Source organism: Streptomyces sp. TLI_171 (assembly GCF_003610255.1).
In the GTDB taxonomy this organism is placed as follows: Bacteria; Actinomycetota; Actinomycetes; order Streptomycetales; family Streptomycetaceae; genus Kitasatospora.
On sequence record NZ_RAPS01000001.1, the window covers coordinates 2,555,711 to 2,573,705 of the forward strand.

General features: G+C 72.5%; 15 protein-coding genes. 8 read left to right on the forward strand and 7 right to left on the reverse strand.

The window, feature by feature from the left end; translation table 11 throughout:
• The first annotated feature begins 24 nt into the window (after positions 1-24).
• On the forward strand, positions 25-615 hold the full coding sequence (locus BX266_RS11605) for a PspA-associated protein PspAB (protein WP_099899109.1): 591 nt from the start codon (positions 25-27) through the stop codon (positions 613-615).
• A gap of 64 nt (positions 616-679) precedes the next feature.
• Here BX266_RS11605 and BX266_RS11610 read toward each other — a convergent pair whose 3' ends face one another.
• Entirely contained in the window at positions 680-1,375 is a 696-nt protein-coding gene (locus BX266_RS11610; protein ID WP_143686910.1) for a hypothetical protein, read from the reverse strand.
• A 96-nt stretch (positions 1,376-1,471) separates the two neighbouring features.
• Between BX266_RS11610 and BX266_RS11615 the strand changes: the two genes are divergently transcribed.
• Together BX266_RS11615 and BX266_RS11620 are read left to right on the forward strand one after the other, a co-directional pair.
• On the forward strand, positions 1,472-2,242 hold the full coding sequence (locus BX266_RS11615) for a DUF2785 domain-containing protein (protein ID WP_099899113.1): 771 nt from the start codon (positions 1,472-1,474) through the stop codon (positions 2,240-2,242).
• Between the two features lie 102 nt (positions 2,243-2,344).
• A complete protein-coding gene (locus BX266_RS11620) occupies positions 2,345-3,178 on the forward strand; it encodes a DUF3097 domain-containing protein (protein ID WP_099899115.1) in 834 nt (277 codons plus the stop codon).
• A gap of 18 nt (positions 3,179-3,196) precedes the next feature.
• On the opposite strand, the gene BX266_RS11625 is transcribed toward BX266_RS11620, so the two are convergent.
• The 4 genes from BX266_RS11625 to BX266_RS11640 form a co-directional block, all read right to left on the reverse strand.
• Positions 3,197-3,922, reverse strand: a complete 726-nt coding sequence (locus BX266_RS11625) for a hypothetical protein (RefSeq protein ID WP_099899117.1) — start codon at positions 3,920-3,922, stop codon at positions 3,197-3,199.
• Positions 3,919-4,587 (reverse strand): RNA polymerase sigma factor, encoded by a 669-nt coding sequence (locus tag BX266_RS11630; protein ID WP_099899119.1) that lies wholly within the window; start codon positions 4,585-4,587, stop codon positions 3,919-3,921. Before BX266_RS11630 ends, BX266_RS11625 begins: the two co-directional genes overlap by 4 nt.
• A 101-nt stretch (positions 4,588-4,688) precedes the next feature.
• Complete coding sequence (gene hemW / locus BX266_RS11635) at positions 4,689-5,921, reverse strand: radical SAM family heme chaperone HemW (RefSeq protein ID WP_099899121.1); 1,233 nt, start codon at positions 5,919-5,921, stop codon at positions 4,689-4,691.
• A 117-nt stretch (positions 5,922-6,038) separates the two neighbouring features.
• The gene (locus BX266_RS11640) at positions 6,039-7,952 is read right to left on the reverse strand and encodes a long-chain fatty acid--CoA ligase (RefSeq protein WP_099899123.1); all 1,914 of its coding nucleotides are present in this window, start codon (positions 7,950-7,952) and stop codon (positions 6,039-6,041) included.
• 249 nt (positions 7,953-8,201) lie between these two features.
• Here BX266_RS11640 and BX266_RS11645 point away from each other — a divergent pair, with 249 nt between their 5' ends.
• Both BX266_RS11645 and BX266_RS11650 read left to right on the forward strand, forming a co-directional pair.
• Entirely contained in the window at positions 8,202-9,935 is a 1,734-nt protein-coding gene (locus tag BX266_RS11645; protein WP_099899125.1) for an ABC transporter ATP-binding protein, read from the forward strand.
• Positions 9,936-10,126: 191 nt separating this feature from the next.
• Entirely contained in the window at positions 10,127-12,025 is a 1,899-nt protein-coding gene (locus tag BX266_RS11650) for an ABC transporter ATP-binding protein (protein WP_099907712.1), read from the forward strand.
• Here the strand turns inward: BX266_RS11650 and BX266_RS11655 are convergent.
• A complete protein-coding gene (locus BX266_RS11655) occupies positions 12,001-13,011 on the reverse strand; it encodes an EamA family transporter (RefSeq protein WP_099899126.1) in 1,011 nt (336 codons plus the stop codon). The genes BX266_RS11650 and BX266_RS11655 overlap by 25 nt on opposite strands.
• A 104-nt stretch (positions 13,012-13,115) precedes the next feature.
• Between BX266_RS11655 and BX266_RS11660 the strand changes: the two genes are divergently transcribed.
• From BX266_RS11660 to BX266_RS11670, 3 genes are all read left to right on the forward strand, one after another.
• The gene (locus BX266_RS11660) at positions 13,116-13,664 is read left to right on the forward strand and encodes a MarR family winged helix-turn-helix transcriptional regulator (protein WP_099899128.1); all 549 of its coding nucleotides are present in this window, start codon (positions 13,116-13,118) and stop codon (positions 13,662-13,664) included.
• Positions 13,665-13,869: 205 nt separating this feature from the next.
• Positions 13,870-14,772, forward strand: coding sequence for an RNA polymerase sigma factor SigJ (gene sigJ / locus BX266_RS11665; protein ID WP_259464658.1), 903 nt, complete (start codon positions 13,870-13,872; stop codon positions 14,770-14,772).
• A gap of 101 nt (positions 14,773-14,873) precedes the next feature.
• On the forward strand, positions 14,874-15,944 hold the full coding sequence (locus tag BX266_RS11670; RefSeq protein WP_099899129.1) for an NAD(P)/FAD-dependent oxidoreductase: 1,071 nt from the start codon (positions 14,874-14,876) through the stop codon (positions 15,942-15,944).
• A 118-nt stretch (positions 15,945-16,062) separates the two neighbouring features.
• Here the strand turns inward: BX266_RS11670 and lepA are convergent, their stop codons facing one another.
• Positions 16,063-17,931 (reverse strand): translation elongation factor 4, encoded by a 1,869-nt coding sequence (lepA, locus tag BX266_RS11675; protein WP_099899131.1) that lies wholly within the window; start codon positions 17,929-17,931, stop codon positions 16,063-16,065.
• Positions 17,932-17,995: the final 64 nt, after the last annotated feature.

The following is a 17,995-nucleotide window of genomic DNA, read 5'->3' on the forward strand; positions in this document are numbered from 1 at the left end:
GACGACCCCTGAGGAGCGTTCCGCGTGGGATTCCTGGACGCGCTGTTCGGCCGGAGCAAGACGGCCAAGCCCGACCTCGACCAGCTGTTCGGCATCCCGTCGGCGGCGCTGACCCTGCAGGCCGCCACCGGGTTCACCCCGACCGGGCTGGGCTCGGTCTGCTTCGCCGCGGTGGAGGGCGGGGCGTTCGCCGAGGTGCAGGCGCAGGCGCGAGCGCTGCTGGACGCGGACACCGGGCGCGGCGGCGTTCCCGTGGAGGCGTCCCGGGACGCGTACGGGTACTCCTGGCTGCTGGCCCGGCACACCCCCGAGGAGCTGCCCGACCTGGTGAACGACCTGCACGCGGTCAACAGCGAGCTGGAGGCCAACGGCTTCGGCCCGCAGCTGCTCTGCTCGCTGGTCGGCTTCCGGGACGCCGGGGGCCGCCCGCTGGGCCTGGTGTACCTGTACAAGCGCGGCACCTTCTACCCGTTCGCGCCGGTGCCCGGCGGCGGCGAGAAGCGCGACAACCCGCTGGAGCTGCAGGTGAGGGCGATGCTCGGCAACGACCTGCGGATCGAGTCGGACCTGTCCCGCTGGTTCCCGGTCTGGGGTGCGCCGGGCCTGGGCGGCTGACCGGCCCGGGTGACCGACCGGCCCGGGCGGCTGACCGGCCGTCAGGCGGTGGGTCGGCCCGGCGTCAGTGCAGGCGCTCGCGGTAGGTCGCCTCGGCGGCCGCGAACAGGGTCTGCACCTCGGTGCCGGGCTGATCGGTGACCACCTCCTGGACGCTCAGGATCACGTCGCCCACCCGGAGGAAGGCGGTCTCGTCGACCCACTCGCCGGTGCTGCCGCTCGGGCCCGTGGACGTGACCCGGAGCCGCAGGCTGTCGCCGACCTGGGTGGCGGTGGCGAACTCCTGGATCTGGCTGCCGTCGATCAGCGTGGTGCTGAAGGACGCGCAGCGGCCGGCGGCCAGCCGGACGGCGTCCAGGACGGCGGCGGCCTGCCCCGCCGGGTAGCGGTCGAGCGCCTGCTGGCCGCCCCAGCCGAGGTCCTCGGCCCCCACCGGGGTGCGCTCCAGGCCCACCGCGACGTCCTCCAGCGGCGGCGCGTGCGTGGTCAGGAAGGAGCTGACGCCGAGTTCGGAGCAGGACATCGACTCCAACGGCTCGGCAGCGGCGGCGCCGGCGCGCGGTGCGCGGGTGGTGGTCGACTCGGTCGCCGAGGTGTTCAGCGTGAAGCCCGGCGGCAGCCGGTCGGCCGTCAGCAGGCCGTCGCGCAGCCTCGCGGGCGCGGAGTCGGCCCGCTTCGGCGCCGGACCGTCCTGCTTCGGCTCCGGGGCGGCCGTGCAGGCCGCCCCACCGACGAGCACCGCCGCCACCGCTGCCGCCACCGGCCACCATCTGCGCACTGCCCCACCCCCGCGTAGTCCTGATCGCCGGGAAATATCCCACACCCCGAACGGCCCGGGCCCCTAGGGTGGGCTTTCGTGATCAACTGGGCCGCCCTTCCCGACGCGAACCCGTCCGAGGCCGAACTGGCCGCCGTGAGCGAAGCGCTGCGCTCGCCGGACCCGGTGGAGCGCGACGGGCGCGCCTACCCCCGACTGATCGGCTGGGTGCCCGGGCTGGCCGAGGAGCGCCGGCTGGCGCTCGGCGACGTGATGGCGGCCCGCTTCGAGGACCCCGAGATCCAGGCCCGGACGTTCGCCCCGCTGGTGCTGGGCCACGTCGTGAAGTCGGGCGCGCTGCGCCCTGCGTGGTCGGCCGCGTTCGCCCGCTGGTACCCGGCCGAGGCCGACCTGCGCGGCCACCACCCCGAACTGGGCTGGCTGCACTCCGTCGCGCACGGCGCCGACCTGCTGGCCGCGTTCGGGCAGCATCCGGCCGTCGACCCGGAACCGTTGCTGGCGCTCGGCGCGGCCCGCCTGCTCGCCCCGACCGGCCACGTCTTCGACGCGATGGAGGACGACCGGCTCGGTTTCGCGCTCGGCCTGACGCTGACCCGCCCGGAGCTGACGGAACGCCAGTCGATCGGCTGGCTGGACGCGGTGGCCGAGGTGTTCGCCGCCGGCGAGCCCGGGCCGGTGCCCGCCGAGGTGTCCAACACCCTGCGCACGCTGCGGGTGGTGCACCTGCTGACGGTGCGCGGCGTCCGCCCGGAACGGGGCGGCGAGGAGGTCCGCGCGCTGCCGCACGGCGCGGCGGTCGGCGGGCGGATCGTCGAGGTGCTGTCCATGGCGGGCGGGTACCTCGGCTGACCGCGCGTCGGACTGCCGTTGAGTGACTGCTCGGAGGCGTCTCCGCGGGGCGCGCTGACGGGCCGTCGGCCCTGCTCGGTGCGGGTTTCGTAGACTGCCCCCATGCGGAGCAGGGAGTACGGACCGGATCTGACCCCGCCGTGGAAGCGGCAGCAGCCCGCCCCCGAGGTCGCGGCGGAACGCGATCTGGTGGTGGAGGAGGCGGCGACCGGCTTCTGCGGGGCGGTGGTGCGCTGCGAGCGGACCGCCGAGGGCTTCACCGTCACCCTGGAGGACCGGTTCGGCAAGCACCGGGTGTTCCCGCTGGTGCCGCGCGGGTTCCTGCTGGAGGGACGGGTGGTGACCCTGGTCCGCCCCGCCGGACCGGCCCCCGCGCGCGGCCCCGGCCTGACCGCGTCCGGCTCGGTCGCGGTGCCCGGGGCGCGCGCCCGGGTCGCCCGCGAGTCGCGGATCTACGTCGAGGGCCGGCACGACGCCGAGCTGGTCGAGCGGGTCTGGGGCGACGACCTGCGGATCGAGGGCGTGGTGGTGGAGTACCTGCAGGGCGTGGACGACCTGCCCGCGATCGTCGCCGACTTCGCCCCCGGCCCGGGCCGCCGCCTGGGCGTCCTGGTCGACCACCTGCTGCCCGGCACCAAGGAGCACCGGATCGCCGCCCGGGTGACCGGCGACCACGTGCTGGTCGTCGGCCACCCGTACGTCGACGTCTGGCAGGCCGTCAAACCCGCCGCCCTGGGCATCGCCGCCTGGCCCGCGGTGCCGCGCGGCGAGGAGTGGAAGGAGGGCGTCTGCCGCCGCCTGGGCTGGCCCGTGGACACCCCCGCCGCCTGGAAGCGGATCCTCGCCTCGGTCGACGGCTGGAAGGACCTGGAGCCGGAACTGCTCGGCCGGGTCGAAGAGTTGATCGACTTCGTCACCCAGCCGGGCGGTTCCTGACCTTCTCCCGACAGGCCGTCAGGGCGACGGCGTCGCGGACGGGACCGGCGTCGCGGACGGGACCGGCGTCGCGGGGATGCTCGGGGGGTCGCTAGGGAAGCCGCTCGGCGCGGCGGGCGCCAGGACGACGCGCACCGGCGGCGGCACGCAGGCCGGCACGGAGTCCACCACCAGGGCACTGAACGCCGCCGCCCCGCCGGACGGCGTGGACCAGGACGTCAGCAGCACCGTCGAGCCCGGCGGCACCAGCGCCGGATCGATCCGCACCGTGGTGGGGCTGTCGCCGGGCAGCTCCTTGTCGGCCCGGGCGGTGGTGCCCTTCGGGTCCGGCAGCGGGCACTCCCCCTCAGTGCGCGCGGCCTCGATGCCCGCCGCCCTCACCCCGTACTTCTGGAGCGTGGCCACCATCCCCGGCAGGCCCGCCGGGTCGTGCAGCTCCAGCGCGATGGTCCCGTCGGCCTCCCGGGTGACGGCGTACGCGGCGTTGCCGCCGTGCACGCCGCCCAGCACTGCGGGCAGCACCAGCGCGGTGGCGACGGCCGCCGTGCCGACCGTGAGGGCCGCGAACAGCGGGCGGCTGCGCAGCACGCTCCGGCGCGGGACGGGAACGGTACTGGCGGCGGTCGCGGCGGTGCGGGCGGCGGTGGCGGTGCTGGCGGCGCGTTCGGTGGCCATGGCGATCAGTTCCTCGCCGAGCTTCCGCTCGAAGTTGCCGGTGGACGGGGTGCGGTCGGCGCGGGTCACGGGGTCACCTCGCACAGCGGGTCGACGGAAGCGGCCTGATGGGGCATCAGCAGGGCGGGCCTGGGCAGCGCGGGGCCGGGTCGCGGCAGGTCCTTGCGGGCGGGGAGGCGTTCGGCGCCGAGCTGCCGTCGGGCGCGGTGCAGCCGCACCCGGACGGTGGCCCGGGAGATGCCCAGCACCTGGGCGGTCTCGGCGTGGCTCAGGCCGTCCACGGCGATCAGGTCGAGCACCTCGCGCAGCGGGGCGCTCAGCCCGGCGTGCCGGTCGGCCAGGGCGCGGACGGCCCGCTGGGCGTCCATCCGCTCCTCCAGGGCGAGGATGTCCTCCTCGTCGAGCAGTCGGCGGCCCTGCAGCCGGCCCATCGCCCGGCGTTCGCGGTCGTCGCCGCGGCGGTGCCCGGCGATCACGTACCGGGCGATGCCGTACAGCCAGCCGATCGCCGGGCCGCGCTCGGGCCGGTAGCTGCGGGCGGCCTCCAGCGCGGCGACGAAGATGTCCGCGGTGAGGTCGGCCGCCAGATGCGGATCGCTGACCCGGCGGGTGACGAAGTCGAGTATCGCGTTGACGTGCTGGTGGTAGAACGCGCCGAAGCCGTCCGGAGTCGTCAGTTCCGGTGGACGGTCGTCGGGGCGCGCTTCGCGGCGCGGGCGCTCACGGGTGCGCATGCGTCCCTCCTCGGTCGGGGAACCCTGGCCGGTTCCGTCACCGAGTACTTGGCCGCAGCGGCCCGCGGCGTTTCACCGCGCGCCGTCGGTTCCCCCTCGGGTCAGTCGACCAGGTCGCGGACCACGGCGTCCGCCAGCAGCCGCCCGCGCAGGGTCAGCGCGGCCCGGCCCGCCGCGTACGGTACGGGCTCCAGCAGGCCGTCCGCGAGCGCCCGGTCGGCGGCCTTCCGGCCGGTGTCGGTGAGCAGCTCCAGCGGGCAGCCCTCGACCAGGCGCAGCTCCAGCAGGATCCGCTCCACCCGACGGTCCTCCCCCGCCAGCACCTCGCGGCCGAGCGCCGGCGTCCGGCCCTCGGCGAGCGCCTGCGCGTACGCGGCCGGGTGCTTGGCGTTCCACCAGCGCACCCCGCCGACGTGGCTGTGCGCACCCGGGCCGGCGCCCCACCAGTCCGCGCCGGTCCAGTACAGCTCGTTGTGGCGGCAGCGGCCCTCCGGCGTGGTGGCCCAGTTGGACACCTCGTACCAGGAGTACCCGGCGGCGGCGAGCGCCTGATCGGCCATCAGGTAGCGGTCGGCGTGCACGTCGTCGTCGATCATCGGCAGTTCGCCGCGCTTGACCCGGGCGGCCAGCCGGGTGCCGTCCTCGACGATCAGCGAGTACGCCGACACGTGGTCCGGGCCGGCGCCGATCGCCGCGTCGAGCGAGGCCTGCCAGTCCTGGTCGGTCTCGCCCGGGGTGCCGTAGATCAGGTCCAGGTTGACGTGCTCGAAACCGGCCGCGCGGGCCTCGGCGACGCACGCCTCCGGACGGCCCGGGGTGTGGTGGCGGTCCAGCAGGGCCAGCACGTGCGGACGGGCGCTCTGCATGCCGAACGAGATCCGGTTGTAGCCGCCCTCGCGCAGCTCCGCCAGGTACGCCGGGTCGACGGACTCCGGGTTGGCCTCGGTGGTGACCTCCGCGCCGGGCGCCAGCCCGAACTCCTCGCGCAGCGCGGCCAGCATCCGCACCAGGTCGCGGGCCGGCAGCAGGGTCGGCGTGCCGCCGCCGAGGAACACCGTCTCCACCGGCAGGTCCGCGTCACCGAGCACCTTGCGGGCCAGCCGGATCTCGGCGATCACGTTGTCGGCGTACGTCTCCTGCGAGGCGACCGCCCCGGAGGAGCGCAGCTCGGTGGCGGTGTACGTGTTGAAGTCGCAGTAGCCGCAGCGGCTGGCGCAGTACGGCACGTGCAGGTAGAAGCCGAACGGCCGCCGCTCGCCCCGCCCCGGCAGGGCGTGGGCGGGCAGCGAACCGTCGGACGGCACGGGTTCGCCGTCGGGAAGTGCGGAGGGCATGAGCCCATTGTCCGGTACGGGCCGCAGAACTCCGAAAAGCCTGCGCGCCGTACCGGGCGGGTGCCCGGCCACGGACGGTGGCCGGGCAGGTGCCCGGCCGACGGCCGGGCGGGGGGCTCAGGCCTCGTTGGAGCCCGCGTACATCGCGGTGACCTCGTCGGCGTAGGTCCGCTCCACCACCGGGCGCTTGATCTTCAGGCTCGGGGTCAGCTCGCCGTGCTCGATGTCCAGGTCGCGCGGGAGCAGCGCGAACTTCTTGATCGTCTGCCAGCGCTGCAGCTCGCCGTTGAGGCGCTTGACGAAGCCGTCGATCAGCTCGACGGTGGCCGGGTCGGCGACCACCTCGGCGTACGACTTGCCGCCGAGGCCGTGCTCGGCCGCCCACGGCATGATCACCGCCTCGTCCAGGCCGATCAGCGCGGTGCAGTAGTTCCGGCCGTTGCCGATCACCAGGATGTTGCTGACGAACGGGCAGATCGCCTTGAACTTGCCCTCGACCTCGCTGGGCGCGACGTACTTGCCGCCCGAGGTCTTGAACATGTCCTTCTTGCGGTCGGTGATCCGCAGGTAGCCGCCCTCACCGAGCTCGCCGATGTCCCCGGTGTGGAACCAGCCGTCGGCCTCCAGCACCTCGGCGGTCTGCTCCGGCATCTCGTGGTAACCGCGCATGATGCCAGGGCCGCGCAGCAGGATCTCGCCGTCCTCGGCGATCCGCACCTCGGTGCCCGGCAGCGGCAGGCCGACCGTGCCCACCCGGAAGTCCTCGGCCCGGTTGACGGTGGAGCCGGCCGAGGTCTCGGTCAGGCCGTAGCCCTCCAGCACCGGGACGCCCGCGCCCTTGAAGAAGTACCCGATCTCCGGGGCCAGCGCGGCACTGCCGGAGACCGCGCCCCGCAGCCGGCCGCCGAACGCCGCACGGATCTTGGTGTACACCAGCTTGTCGGCCAGCGCGTGCTGCAGCCGCAGACCCAGCGGGGCGCTCTCCTGGCCGGTGGCGATCTTGTTGGCCTGGATGGTCTGCGCGTACTCGCGGGCCACCTTGGCCGCCCACATGAAGATCTTGTACTTGGCGCCGCCCTCGGCCCGGGCCTTGCCCGCGATGCCGTTGTAGACCTTCTCGAAGATCCGCGGCGCGGAGGCCATCAGGGTCGGACGGATCACCGGCAGGTTGTGGATGATCCGGTCCACCCGGCCGTCCACGGCCATCACGTGGCCGGTGGCGATCTGACCCGAGATCAGCGTCTTGCCGAACACGTGCGACAGCGGCAGCCACATGAACTGCACGTCGTCCGCGCGCAGCAGCCCGCTCTCCTCCTGCGCCACGCCCTCGTACGACCAGCAGTCGTGGACCAGGCGCACGCCCTTGGGGCGACCGGTGGTGCCGGAGGTGTAGATCAGGGTGGCGAGCTGCTCCTTGTCCAGCGAGTCGATCGCCTTCTCCACCGCGTCCGGGTGCTCGGCCAGGTGCTCGGCGCCGCGCTGCTCCAGCTCGGCCAGCGTGAGCACGGTCAGGCCGTCGGCCTGCGCCGCCTCGGCCAGGGCCGCCTCGCCGGCCGCGTCGAACAGGACCACGACCTCCAGCGCGGGCAGCTGCGCCTTCTGCTCCACGGCCTTGCGGAGCTGGGTCTCGTTCTCGGCGAACAGCGCGCGGCTGCCGGAGTTGGCCAGGATGAACGCCGTCTCGTCGGCGTTGGTGCTCGGGTAGACGGTGGTGGTGGCCGCGCCCGCGCACATGTTGCCCAGGTCGGCGAGGATCCACTCGATCCGGGTGGCCGACGCGATCGCGACCCGGTCCTCGGCCAGGATGCCCAGCGACATCAGGCCCGCCGCGACCGCAGTGATCCGCTCGTGGGCCTGCGCCCACGTCAGTGACCGCCACTGCTCCGCACCCGGCGCACCGTCCGCAGCCTGCTCGTCCACCGGAACCGGGTACCGGTACGCCTCACCCTGCGGGGTGGCCTTTACCCTGCTGAGCAAAAGGTGTGCCACGGAGGGCGGACGCCGCTCGATCATGGACTGCGCGGAACTCAACGAGGACCTCCGGGGGGTGGACCGAGAGTGGGTGAGCGGCGGCCCGTGGGGGTGGCCGCCGACCGACTTAACCGGTGAGTAACAAGAGGGCAATCAGCAGCCTAGGGGGTGGAAAGCCGTTCCGTAAGGGGGTGACATGAGCTGGCACACCCGCAGGTCGGCAGTGCAGTGGTCCGCCACAGATGAAGGTTTTCCACAAGTACCCGAATTTGGGATGCGCACGTCCCCTTCGAAGACGAGAGTGTCACGGTGCTTTTCAGACTCCTACGGGCCCACCTCGGCCCCTACTCCCGCGACATCACCCTGCTGGTGCTGCTCCAACTGATCTCCACCATCGGCATGCTCTACCTGCCGACGCTGAACGCCGACATCATCGACGACGGCGTCCTCAAGGGCGACACCGGTTACATCCTGCGGGTCGGCGCAGTGATGGTCGGCGTCTCGCTCGCGCAGGCCGTGTGCTCGATCGGCGCGGTCTACTACGGCGCCCGCACCGCCATGGCCATCGGCCGCGACATCCGCGGCGCGGTGTTCTCCCGCGTCCAGGACTTCTCCGCCCGTGAGCTCAACCAGTTCGGCGCTCCTTCGCTGATCACCCGCACCACCAACGACGTCCAGCAGGTCCAGATGCTGGCACTGATGAGCTTCACGCTGATGGTCGCCGCGCCGATCATGTGCGTCGGCGGCGTCATCATGGCCCTCAACCAGGACGCGCCGCTCTCCGGTCTGCTGCTGGCCGTCGTCCCCGCGCTCGGCGCGGTCGTCGTGGTGCTGGTCGGCCGGATGCGCCCCGCGTTCCGCGGCATGCAGACCAGGATCGACGCGGTCAACCGGATCATGCGCGAGCAGATCACCGGCATCCGCGTCATCCGCGCCTTCGTCAAGGACGACCACGAGGCGAAGCGGTTCACCGGCGCCAACGGCGAACTCGCCGACTACTCGCTGCGCGTAGGCCGCCTGATGGCGCTGATGTTCCCCATCGTCATGGGCGTCGTGAACATCTCCAGCGTCGCCGTGTTCTGGTTCGGCGCGCACCGGATCGAGAGCGGCGGCATGCAGATCGGCGCGCTCACCGCCTTCCTGTCCTACCTGATGCAGATTCTGATGAGCGTCATGATGGCCACCTTCATGTTCATGATGGTGCCGCGCGCCGAGGTCTGCGCCGAGCGCATCCAGGAGGTGCTGAGCACCGAGTCCAGCGTCGTCCCGCCGCTCAACCCCGTCACCGAGCTGCGCGCCCACGGCACCCTGGAACTGCGCGGCGTCGACTTCCGCTACCCCGGCGCCGAGGTGCCCGTGCTGCGTGGCATCGACCTGACCGCCCGGCCCGGCGAGACCACCGCCGTCATCGGCTCCACCGGCTCCGGCAAGACCACCCTGCTCGGCCTCGTCCCCCGGCTGTTCGACGCCACCGGCGGCGAGGTGCTGATCAACGGCGTGAGCGTCCGCGACCTCGACCCGCAGAAGCTCGCCGAGGTGATCGGCCTCGTCCCGCAGCGGCCGTACCTGTTCTCCGGCACCGTCGCCTCCAACCTGCGCTACGGCAAGCCCGACGCCACCGACGAGGAGCTCTGGCACGCGCTGGAGATCGCCCAGGCCAAGGACTTCGTGGAGAAGTTCCCCGAGGGCCTGGAGGCCCCGATCGCCCAGGGCGGCACCAACGTCTCCGGCGGCCAGCGCCAGCGCCTGGCCATCGCCCGCGCGCTCGTCCGCAAGCCCGAGATCTACCTGTTCGACGACTCCTTCTCCGCCCTGGACTACGCCACCGACGCCCGGCTGCGCGCCGCGCTCGCCGGCGAGACCGAGGACGCCACTGTGGTGATCGTCGCTCAGCGCGTCTCCACCATCCGCGACGCCGACCGGATCATCGTCCTCGACGAGGGCGCCGTGGTCGGCACCGGCACCCACCAGGAGCTGATGGTCGACAACCCGACGTACCGGGAGATCGTGCTCTCCCAGCTCACCGAGCAGGAGGCGGCGTGACCACCCCCGACCAGTACGACCGGTCCGACCGGTTCCGCAAGCCCGAGCTGTCCGCGCCCGAGCCGTCCAAGGCCGAGCTGTCCAAGGCCGCCGTGCCCGCGGACGCTCCCGCCGAGGCCCCGCAGGCGGAGGCGGCGCCCAACTCCCAGGAGGCGGCCGCCCGCCGTGGCGGACCCGGCCCCGGCCGGTTCATGGGCGCGCAGGGCACCGAGAAGTCCAAGGACTTCGGCCACTCCGCGAAGCGGCTGCTCGGGCTGCTGCGGCCCGAGCGCAAGCTGCTGTTCACCGTGCTCGGACTCGGCACGCTCGCCATCGGTTGCCAGGTGGCCGGACCGCGGGTGCTCGGCAAGGCCACCGACCTGATCGTGGCCGGTGCGACCGGCCCTCGGTTCGCGAGCTTCCCGACCAAGCAGGCCGCCATCGACGGTCTCAAGGCCCAGGGCCAGGGCGACGTCGCCAACCTGCTCTCCTCGATCGACTTCACGCCCGGCAAGGGCATGGACTTCAACGCCATCGGCACCGTCCTCCTCTGGGTGCTGGTCATCTACCTCGCGGCCATCGTGTTCGGTGTGATCCAGGGCCGGCTGGCCGCGTTGGCGATCAACCGCACCGTGTTCCGGCTGCGCGAGGAGGTCGAGGCGAAGTTGGCCCGACTGCCGCTCAGCTACTTCGACCGGCAGCCGCGCGGCGAGGTGCTCAGCCGGGTCACCAACGACATCGACAACATCAACCAGTCGATGCAGCAGACCATGGGACAGGTCGTCAACTCCCTCCTGACCATCGTCGGTGTGCTCGCGATGATGTTCTGGATCTCCCCGCTGCTGGCCGTGATAGCGCTGGTGTCGGTGCCGGTCTCGGTGGTCGTGGCCACCAAGGTCGGCAAGCGGGCCCAACCGCAGTTCATCAAGCAGTGGGGCTCGACCGGCAAGCTCAACGCCCACATCGAGGAGATGTTCACCGGCCACAGCCTGGTGAAGGTCTTCGGCCGCCAGAAGGAGGCCGGGGAGCTCTTCGAGAAGGAGAACCAGGCGCTCTACGAGGCCTCCTTCCGGGCGCAGTTCATCTCGGGCATCATCCAGCCCGCGATGATGCTGGTCGGCAACATCAACTACGTGCTGGTCGCGGTGGTCGGCGGTCTGCGGGTGGCCAGTGGTGCGCTGTCCATCGGTGACGTGCAGGCCTTCATCCAGTACTCCCGTCAGTTCAGCCAGCCGCTGAGCCAGGTCGCCTCGATGGCGAACCTGGTGCAGTCCGGTGTCGCCTCCGCCGAGCGGGTCTTCGAACTGCTCGACGCCGACGAGCAGTCGCCGGAGCCGCTGCACCCGGAGCGTCCCGCCGAACTGCACGGCCGGGTCGCCTTCGAGGACGTCTCCTTCCGCTACGAGCCGGAGAAGCCGCTGATCGACGGCCTGTCGCTGAAGGTCGAGCCGGGCCACACCGTGGCCATCGTCGGCCCGACCGGTGCCGGCAAGACCACCATGGTCAACCTCCTGATGCGGTTCTACGAGGTCAGCGGCGGCCGGATCACCCTCGACGGCGTGGACATCGCGGCGATGACCCGCGAGGAGCTGCGCTCCGGCATCGGCATGGTGCTCCAGGACACCTGGCTGTTCGGCGGCACCATCGCCGAGAACATCGCCTACGGTGCGGAGAGCGCCACCCGCGAGCAGGTCATGGCGGCTGCCAAGGCGGCTCACGTCGACCGTTTCGTGCGCACCCTGCCCGAGGGCTACGACACCGTCCTCGACGACGAGGGCACCGGTGTCAGTGCGGGCGAGAAGCAGCTGATCACCATTGCCCGGGCCTTCCTGGCCCAGCCTTCGATCCTGGTGCTCGACGAGGCGACCAGCTCCGTCGACACCCGCACCGAGGTGCTGATCCAGCGGGCGATGGCCGAGCTGCGCACCGGCCGCACCAGCTTCGTGATCGCCCACCGCCTCTCCACCATCCGGGACGCGGACGTGATCCTGGTGATGGAGAACGGCTCGATCGTCGAGCAGGGCAACCACGACGAGCTGATCGCCGCGGACGGTGCCTACGCGCGGCTGTACCAGGCGCAGTTCGCTCAGGCGGTGGCCGAGGTCGACTGACGTCGCGTCACCGGCTCGGCTCGGGGGAGGTCCGCACTGCGGGCCTCCCCCTCGCGTATCCGCGCGAGGGTGCTCGGCGAGGTGGTGGTTGCGGTTGCCGTGGCAGCCGGCGTGGTCGAGGTGGCCACCGGGGTGGTGGCGGGCTGTCGGGGCGGGCGTTGGCCGAGCAGCGTGGAGGCCAGGGCCAGTGCCATGCCGAGCAGTTGGAGTGCGGTGAGCGCCTGGCCGAGGACTGCCCAGCCGATCACTGCCGCCGAGACCGGGCTGAGCAGGCCCAGGAAGGCGACCGAGGTGGCGGGCAGGCGGCCGATGCCGCGGAACCACAGCCAGTACGCCAGTGCGGTGTTGGCCACCGCGAGGTAGCCGTACCCGAGCAGGTTGGCGGCGCCGAGCGCCGGAGGCGCGCCCTCGACCAGCGCGGCGACCGGGAGCAGGAGCAGGCCGCCGGCGGCGAGCTGCCACCCCGTGAGCGCCAGCGGGCCGACACCGGCAGGGCGGCCCCAGCGCTTGGTCAGCACCGTGCCGGCGGCCATCGCACCGGCTCCGGCGAGACCGGCCAGGACGCCTATCGCATCGAGCCGGGCGGTGGCGCGCAGCACCACCAGCGACACCCCGAGGACGCCGGCGGCGCCGGCCAGCAGCGCCCGCCGCCCGAAGCGCTCGCCGAGCAGCGGCACGGCCAGTGCGGCCGCCAGCAGGGGCTGGACCGCGCCGAGCACGGCCGCGACCCCGCCGGGTAGTCGGTAGGCCGCGACGAAGAGCAGCGCGAAGAAGACGCCGATGTTGAGCGCGCCGAGCACCGCCGAGCGCCACCACCAGGAGCCGCTGGGCAGCTTGCGGGTGACGGCCAGCAGCACCAGGCCGGCGGGCAGGGCGCGCAGCGTCGCAGTGAGCAACGGCCGGTCCGCCGGCAGCATTTCGGTCGTCACGGCGTAGGTGGAGCCCCACGCGAGCGGGGCGAGTGCAGTGAGGGCTACGTTTCGCATGACACATAGCTTAGCGCCAAGCTACTTACTGTCCATCCATTTAACGGGAGGAATCTCGGCGCTCGCCCGCTCACCCCCGAGCGGCCCTGTGCCAGACTGGCCGGATGGACCGAGTGGACCGCAGCCTCGCCCCGCACGACCCCGTCGACGCGATCGCCGACCAGTGGCGGCACGAACGCCCCGACCTCGCCGACCGGACGGAGGCGATGGCCGCGTTCGGCCGGGTGCACCGGGTCTCCCGCGCGGTCGGCGACCTGATGGAGCAGGCGTACGCGCCGTTCGGGATCGGCCGCGGCGAGTTCGACGTGCTGGCCACGCTGCGCCGCGCCGGCGAGCCGTTCTCGCTGTCGCCGCGCGAGCTGACGGCGACGCTGATGCTCACCACCGGCGGGATGACCGGCCGGCTGGACAAGCTGGAGCGGGCCGGCCTGGTCACCCGCTCCCCCGATCCGAACGACCGCCGCGGCCTGCGGATCACCCTCACCGAGCACGGCCGGGAGACGGTCGACCAGGCGGTCGCCGCCGGCCTGGCCGTCCAGCAGCGGATCATCGAGCGGCTCGGCGAGCAGCGGCTGGCCGAGCTGAACGGGCTGCTCCGGGAGCTGCTGCACAGCGTCGAGACCACCTCGCACCCCGCGCCGTCCCGCCACTGACGTCCCGCCGGCGGCTCGACCGGGCGCCGACGGCCCTGACCGCACGTCAACACCTCGCTCAACCGGGCACTGACCGCCCTGACTGCACGTCAACGCCTCGCTCGGGCCGAGCGCCGGGGCCCCTGACCGCACGTCAACACCCGCGGTCCCGAGCGGAGGTCAAGGTCCCTGCCGCCGCCGGCGTCGGGCGCGCTACGGTGGGCGGGTGTCCGAACCGACCGCGATCGAGGCCGAACCGGCCCGCCCCCTCGATGCCTTCCAGGCCGAGCGTCGCTACCTGGGCTCGGTGGCCTACCGCCTGCTGGGCTCGGTGGCCGACGCGGAGGACGTGCTGCAGGACGCCTGGCTGCGCTGGCAGGCCACGGACCGGGCCGCTGTCACCGACCCGCGCGCGTACCTGACCACCGTGGTGACCAGGCTCTGCTACGACCAGCTGGGTTCGGCGCGGGCCCGCCGGGAGGCGTACGTCGGCGAGTGGCTGCCGGAGCCGGTGCTGACCAGCTTGGATTCGCCTGCCGAGCAGGCCGAGCTGGGCGAGGCGGTGTCGGTGGCGATGCTGGCGGTGATGGAGCAGCTGACCCCGGCCGAGCGGGCGGCGTTCGTGCTGCACGACGTCTTCGCGGTCGGGTTCGAGGAGATCGCCTCGGCGCTGGACCGCTCCCCCGAGGCCACCCGGCAGCTCGCCTCGCGGGCCCGCCGCCGGGTCCGGGACGGCGGCCGCCGCACCACCGTGGACCGGGCCGTGCACCGCCGGGTGGTCTCGGCGTTCACCGCCGCGGCGGTCGGCGGCAACCTGACGGCGCTGCTCGAGATGCTCGACCCCGAGGTGGCCTGGCACGCGGACGGCGGCGGGGTCGTCAACGCGGTGCGGCGGCCGGTGTTTGGCACGGTCGGCGTCGGCCGGCTGCTGCGCAAGTTCACCGAGCGGGCGGTCAGCGCCGAGCGTCCGCTGGTGCCCGTACTGGTCAACGGCGAGCCGGGCGCGGTCTGGTACTCCGCACCGGGCGTGGTCGGCGCCGTCCTGGCGTTCACCGTGGTGGAGGGCCTGATCACCGACTTCTACGTGATGGTGAACCCGGAGAAGCTCACCCACCTCGCGACCGTGTGACGCCGCCTCCGGAGGTGTGACGCGGCTCACGGTCACACCTCCGGGGGCTGTCCTGTCTTCCTTCTGTATCCGCCACCGGCGGGGTCCTGAAGGAGGACGAGATGACCAGCAAGCACATCGTGGTGATCGGCGCGGGCTACGCGGGGCTGTCCGCTGCCGCCGGAATCGGCCGGGGCGCGGACCGGGTCACCCTGATCGCCCCCGAGCAGCGCTTCCGTCACCGCGTCCGCCAGCACGAGATCGCCGCGGGCCGCCGGGTCGCCCGACCCGACATCGCCCACGTGCTGCGCGGCCGCAAGGTCACCCACCTGGCCACCCGGGTGACCGAGCTCGACCTGGCCGCCCGCAAGGTGGTCACCGAGGACGGCGGGCGACTGGCCTACGACACCCTCGTGTACGCGCTCGGCAGCCGCACCGCCTGGGGTTCGGTTCCGGGCGCGGCGGAGCACGCGTACTCGGCCGAGCGTGCCGAGGAGCTGCGCCGCCGGATCGCCGACGCGCCGACGCCCGGCACGGTCGCGGTGGTCGGCGGCGGCCCGACCGGCATCGAGCTGGCCACCGAGCTGGCCGAGGCGTACCCGGCCTGGCAGGTCCGGCTGGTCGCGGCGGGCCCGGTCGGCGGCTGGCTCTCGGAACGCGGCCGGGCGCACGTCCTGGCGGTGCTCGGCCGGCTGGGCGCGCGGGTGGACGAGCTGCGGCGGGTCACCGCGGTCACCCCGGACGGGCTGGAGACCGACGGCGGTGCGATCCCGGCGGACGTGGTGGTCTGGGCGGCGTCGATGGAGCCGCACCCGCTGGCGGCCGCCGCCGGCCTGGCCGTCGCCGAGAACGGGCAGGCCCTGGTGGACGACCACCTGCGCTCGCTGTCGCACCCCGAGGTGTACGTGATCGGGGACGCCGCCGCGGTCGACGTCCCCGGCGTCGGGCGGCTGCGGATGGCGTGCGCCACCGCGATGCCGCAGGGCCAGTACCTCGCCAAGCTGCTGACCGGACGCACCAGCAAGCCGTTCTCGTACCGCTACGTCACCCAGTGCATGAGCCTCGGGCGGGGGGAGGCGCTGGTGCAGCTGATCCACGGCGACGACTCGCTCCGGCCGCGGGTGCTGACCGGCGCGACCGGGCGGCTGGTCAAGGCCGGGATCGTCAAGGGCCTGCCGCTGTCGCTGCGCTGACCGGCCGTCAGGTGCGGGGCTCGCGGCGGCCCGGGATCCGACCTCCCGTGGAGCGCCGGAACGCCGACGGGCCGGGACCCCCTTGCGGGGACCCGGCCCGTCGTGGCCGACCTCGGAGTTACTTCTTCTCCTTGGGCGCCTCTGCGTCCGTGGACAGCGCGGCGATGAAGGCCTCCTGCGGGACCTCCACGCGGCCGACCATCTTCATCCGCTTCTTGCCTTCCTTCTGCTTCTCCAGCAGCTTGCGCTTGCGCGAGATGTCACCGCCGTAGCACTTGGCGAGGACGTCCTTGCGGATCGCGCGGACCGTCTCGCGGGCGATCACCCGGGAGCCGATCGCGGCCTGGATCGGCACCTCGAACTGCTGGCGCGGGATCAGCTTCTGCAGCTTGCCGGCCATCATCACGCCGTAGTTGTAGGCCTTGTCCTTGTGCACGATGGCGGAGAACGCGTCGACCGCGTCACCGTGCAGCAGGATGTCGACCTTCACCAGCTGGGCGGTCTGCTCGCCGATGGGCTCGTAGTCCAGCGAGGCGTAGCCGCGGGTCTTGGACTTCAGCTGGTCGAAGAAGTCGAAGACGATCTCGGCCAGCGGCAGGGTGTAGCGCAGCTCGACGCGGTCCTCGGAGAGGTAGTCCATGCCCTGCAGGTTGCCGCGGCGGGACTGGCACAGCTCCATGATCGCGCCGACGAACTCGTTGGGCGCCAGGATGGTGCCGCGCACGACCGGCTCGTACACCTCGGCGATCTTGCCGGTCGGGAACTCGCTCGGGTTGGTGACGGTGTGCTCGGTGCCGTCCTCCATGATCACCCGGTAGACCACGTTCGGGGCGGTGGAGATCAGGTCGAGGTTGAACTCGCGCTCCAGGCGCTCCCGGATGATCTCCAGGTGCAGCAGGCCGAGGAAGCCGCAGCGGTAGCCGAAGCCGAGGGCGACCGAGGTCTCCGGCTCGTAGACCAGCGCGGCGTCGTTCAGGCGCAGCTTGTCGAGGGCGTCGCGCAGCAGCGGGTAGTCCGAGCCGTCCAGCGGGTAGAGGCCGGAGAACACCATCGGGCGCGGGTCCTTGTAGCCGCCCAGCGCCTCGGTGGCGCCCTTGTTCTGCGAGGTGATCGTGTCGCCGACCTTGGACTGCCGGACGTCCTTCACACCGGTGATGATGTAGCCCACCTCGCCGACGCCGAGGCCGTCGGCGACCTTCGGCTCGGGCGAGATGACGCCGATCTCCAGCAGCTCGTGGGTGGCGCCGGTGGACATCATGGCGATCCGCTCGCGCTTGGTGAGCTGGCCGTCCACGACTCGCACGTAGGTGACCACGCCGCGGTAGGCGTCGTACACCGAGTCGAAGATCATCGCGCGGGCCGGGGCGTTCTTGACGCCGACGGGGGCCGGGATCTTCTCGACCACGTGGTCGAGCAGCTCCTCCACGCCGAGGCCGGTCTTCGCGGACACCTTCAGCACGTCGCCCGGGTCGCAGCCGATGATGTGCGCGATCTCGGCGGCGTACTTCTCCGGCTGGGCGGCCGGCAGGTCGATCTTGTTGAGCACCGGGATGATCGTGAGGTCGTTCTCCAGCGCCAGGTACAGGTTGGCGAGGGTCTGCGCCTCGATGCCCTGGGCGGCGTCGACCACCAGAATGGTTCCCTCGCAGGCCGCGAGGGAGCGGGACACCTCGTACGTGAAGTCCACGTGGCCTGGGGTGTCGATCATGTTGAGGATGTGCGTCGTACCCGCGCTCTCACCGGTCCGCGGCGCCCAAGGGAGGCGGACGGCCTGCGACTTGATGGTGATGCCGCGCTCGCGCTCGATGTCCATCCGGTCGAGGTACTGGGCGCGCATCTGCCGGGGGTCCACCACGCCGGTGATCTGCAGCATCCGGTCGGCGAGCGTCGACTTGCCGTGGTCGATGTGGGCGATGATGCAGAAGTTGCGGATCACCGCCGGGTCAGTACGGCTGGGCTCTGGCACGTTGCTGGGGGTCGCGGGCACCTTGGTCCGATTTCTGATCCGATCAATATGGTTCTGCCCATCCTCCCATGCCGAAGGACCCGCG